Origin of the sequence: Rhodopirellula sp. JB055, assembly GCF_043100905.1 — a bacterium.
GTDB lineage: Bacteria > Planctomycetota > Planctomycetia > Pirellulales > Pirellulaceae > Rhodopirellula.
Map to the genome: position 1 here is coordinate 1 of NZ_JBICHO010000145.1, position 3,595 is coordinate 3,595.

A 3,595-nucleotide genomic window follows, 5' to 3' on the forward strand; every position below is an offset into this window, starting at 1 on the left:
TGCCGGGCACTCGGATCAGGTGCCGTCGAATTCAGAGCATTCCCTGAAGTTCTTCCATCTGTGTGGAGATCGTCGATGAGATCTTTTCAACGTCGGCTTTCTCGCCACCGTGCAAAGTGTGATCGAGTTCTCCAAAGGCATCCATCAACGTCTCGGTGACTTCGCCAACCTTTTCCAGTTTTGGTTCAGGCAAACCGGCTTTCTTTGCTAGATCGGGCAGCGATTCGATCAGATGCCCGATGTCATGCAGTTCGCCGTGGGCATTGTCGGGTTCCCCTTCGGCAAACGCGGAGGTGATCTTGTTGCCCATGTCATTGATCTGCTCGATCGCTTCTGCAAACGATTCCGGGTGACCGCTTTCGCCGTGATCGTGGTCATGCCCCTCGTGATCGTGGTCCGCGTGATCGTGGCCATGATCCTCCGCCGAAGAGTTGGCTGATGAAGAATCGCTCGCCGATTGGTCAGGTGATCCGCATCCAATCAGGGCAAGGGCCATTGTTAAAGAGAGCAGCAGGTTGAGAGTTTTCATGGTTCATTCCTAAAAAGTGGGTTTGTCAAAAACTTCGAGGCATTACGAAAACGCTGGACAACTTAAGTCGCAACTGGGGTGTGGTCAGCACCTTCGATGTGGAATGGAGTCGCTCAATGAATCGGGAAAACAAAGCAGCAGTCTGTGCCGCGGTGTCAGCACACAAGTGGGACACGGCTTTCTTAGCAGGAGCCCGCTTCTTCCGTTAACGTGAGTATGTGCAATACGATTGCATGAAAGAGCGGTTTGTGCTAGTCTACCGGCTATGAGCACGTCATTCGAGCCTCACGAGACGATTCGAGATGACATTCGTGCAGCTGGTCTGAGGGCAACGCCCGCGCGAGTGGCCACGCTGAATTTGCTGCGTGACGCGAAATCGCCGGTTACGCACGCGGACGTGGCCGGTCATCTTGAGACACACGGAGTCGACAAAGCGACGGCCTTTCGAAACCTGAACGACATGACCGATGCCGGTTTGCTTCGGCGAACAGAGCTCGGCGACCACGTCTACAGGTTCGATGAGGTTCGTCCTGGCGAGAGCGCGTTTGAGTCGCATCCGCACTTTCTTTGCACCGTTTGCGGGGCGGTTTCATGCCTCGACAACGTTATGTTGACCGCCGAGAGCGTCGATGAGACCCGCAAAGTGGGCGAGGTCGCCGAGATTCTCTTGCGCGGTCGATGCAACCACTGCAAATAACCACCATGGAAAAACGATCCGATGCCGACTTACGTTTACGAGACCATTCCTCAGAACGAATGCGAAGAACCGGTTGAGTTCGAAATCGTGCAGCGGATGGCGGACGATGCTTTGACCAAACATCCGGAAACCGGCCAGCCTGTTCGCCGAGTCATCACCGGAGGGCTGTCCATCCCGATCTCTTCCAAGAAAGGTGGTTGCTGTGATTCGGGATGCTCTTGTGGCTAAGTCGCATCGGTCGAGGGCAACCTGAAAACGGTGCTCAGAATAGGCGATCGGATGGATCAACGAGCGACCGATGATTCCGGTTGCGTGTTTGCAACTTTAGGAGCGGTGGATTCCTGCGAGTCCAGAGACGTCTCCTGACTTTCTGGTTCGGGCACCGGAATTGTTGCCAATCCCCCGTAAAATCGCATGGAAGCTTCTGCCGCCCGAACGGTTTCGGGATCAATCGCCCTCAGTTTTTCGAGCGACGCTGCTGCTGCCGGTAGTGGGCAGTTTTTTAGGTAGAGCACGGCGGCTGTTTTGACGAATCGGGTCTCTTCAGTCGCCTCAACGAAAAGCTCTGCAACGCGGTCGATCGCGGACCAGTCTTCCCAGCGAGCCAAGTCTGAGATGACCAAGTCGGCAAGTGCCGGCTGTTTCAGCACATGCCGCAAAGCTGTCGCCAATCGCTCGCGGGAGTGCACGCTCAACTCGGTCCCGTGAACGCGTATCGCAGCAACTGCTGCGAACGTGTCGAGGTAGGAGGCTTCTGGGTTCGCGAGATAGTCTCTCTCAATGCGAGCCAAACCCGGCGTCCCGGCGAGAGACAAGTAGCAGCCGATCGCTGCATCCATTCCAGGATCAAATGTTGCGTCCTCCTGTCGCCTTTTCAGCAGCTCGTCCAGCAGGCTTGCATCCGCGGTTGTCCCGCACTGCGCCAAGAATGTCCAGCACAATCGTCGGCGATGGACAGGCACCGAAGCGTCACGCAGTTGGCCAATGACCCATTCCCGGTCCAGTTGATCCGACAAAGCTGCGATGTCTTCAAGGGTTGCTTCCGCGAATTCGTTGTAAGCATCGGCAGCGACGACGTCGTCAGCGTGGCGAAGGTGTCGCAGAAAGTACTCCATTCGGTCTGGCCCCTGATCGGGCAGGGTGGTCAAGCCACGCAGGTACGCAGTTGCTTCGCGTGACATTGGCTTTGGAAAAACCCAGTTGATCGAGTCTTCACCGAAGCCGATGTGCCAGAACAAATCGTCTTTCGAGAGTTCGTCGATGGACGCCACTTCAATCACTGAACCCGCAAGTTCGCGGCCACCTTTGACGACCTCAACGACCCGCATTCGGTAGAGGTAGAAGCCGTCTTGGTCTTGGTGGATCGATTCGCAGGTCGTCAGCACGGCGGCCGATGACGTATCGAGATCATCGCTTATCGTCGGCGCAAGTGCTGAGCAAAACGGGCATGCCATGGCGGGCGTGGTCCAAGCACAAACCATCGCCGCCAACACCCAGACTGCCTGCAGAGGAAGCTGGGGTCGGCGAGCGTGACTCGAAACGGCGCTCGGCGAAAGAGGCTGCTTGATAGCAAACCGGAGGCTCTGGCGGAAAACGCTCTTCGTGTGTGTCATGCCGGAGCTTCCTTGCCTGAAGGCATTGGGACTGCGTTGTGGTCACCCATCAAGTGCGCTGGGCGCAAAGCGATCGTCGAGATTACTCGATTCACCAGAAGGCAAACAACAGCGATCTAGAATCCTGCGTTCTCTCGCGGCCACCCACAAGGTGGAGTCGTGAGAGTGGACAATGCTGGCGTCCCATGAAAGAAGCAGCACAAGATTGGATCAGCGAGCATGCCAGGACGCTGGGACTGGACTGGACCTTCGTGCCAACCACAAGCACTCGAAGGCAACGGCCACGATTTGCTATCGGCTTCAGCCGGTGGGAACCAAATGAAGAATACCCCCGACAGGGGTTGAACAATCGGCTTCAAACCGTGGTTTTAGCGACGTTGGCGGTCTGGTGGTCCCGCCAGTGGTCCCATAGGTTGACGACGCCGATTTTGTGACGCCGGAGCTGAGCGAATTGATCGCGACGTTGGACCTCCAAGCCCGTTCGCAACTGCTGACGATCGCGGCGACGCTGGCCAATGTTCCGCACCGAAGCCCACCCATCGCTGACAGCGACGGCACCCGGTGGGCGCACCACCGGACCAGTTGAGTAGACCACCGCACCAACCGCAAACCCCGAAGGCCACCACCATGAAAAAGACATGCCCAATCTGCAAGAAACGAGTCAGCATCGTCGACCCGTACAAAGATCAAGAGATCAAACGAGCCTCCGCATGGTTCGCGACTCACCGACGCCCGGGAAGTCAACAAAGTTGCGAA

5 protein-coding genes are annotated in these 3,595 nt (G+C 56.8%); 2 read left to right on the forward strand and 3 right to left on the reverse strand.

Features of this window, described 5'->3' with window-relative positions; all coding sequences use genetic code 11:
* Nucleotides 1–31: 31 nt before the first annotated feature.
* Complete coding sequence (locus ACF8AM_RS05975) at nucleotides 32–529, reverse strand: hypothetical protein (protein WP_392554745.1); 498 nt, start codon at nucleotides 527–529, stop codon at nucleotides 32–34.
* Nucleotides 530–794: 265 nt separating this feature from the next.
* On the opposite strand from ACF8AM_RS05975, the gene ACF8AM_RS05980 reads away from it, so the two are divergent.
* Nucleotides 795–1,226, forward strand: coding sequence for a Fur family transcriptional regulator (locus ACF8AM_RS05980; protein WP_392554746.1), 432 nt, complete (start codon nucleotides 795–797; stop codon nucleotides 1,224–1,226).
* A gap of 21 nt (nucleotides 1,227–1,247) precedes the next feature.
* Nucleotides 1,248–1,454 carry a hypothetical protein gene (locus ACF8AM_RS05985; RefSeq protein WP_392554747.1) on the forward strand — a complete coding sequence of 69 codons (207 nt, stop codon included), beginning with the start codon at nucleotides 1,248–1,250 and terminating at the stop codon, nucleotides 1,452–1,454.
* 56 nt (nucleotides 1,455–1,510) lie between these two features.
* Here the strand turns inward: ACF8AM_RS05985 and ACF8AM_RS05990 are convergent, their stop codons facing one another.
* Nucleotides 1,511–2,839, reverse strand: a complete 1,329-nt coding sequence (locus ACF8AM_RS05990; protein ID WP_392554748.1) for a hypothetical protein — start codon at nucleotides 2,837–2,839, stop codon at nucleotides 1,511–1,513.
* Between the two features lie 355 nt (nucleotides 2,840–3,194).
* Nucleotides 3,195–3,479: a hypothetical protein gene (locus ACF8AM_RS05995; protein ID WP_392554749.1), complete on the reverse strand. Its 285-nt coding sequence runs from the start codon at nucleotides 3,477–3,479 to the stop codon at nucleotides 3,195–3,197.
* Nucleotides 3,480–3,595: the final 116 nt, after the last annotated feature.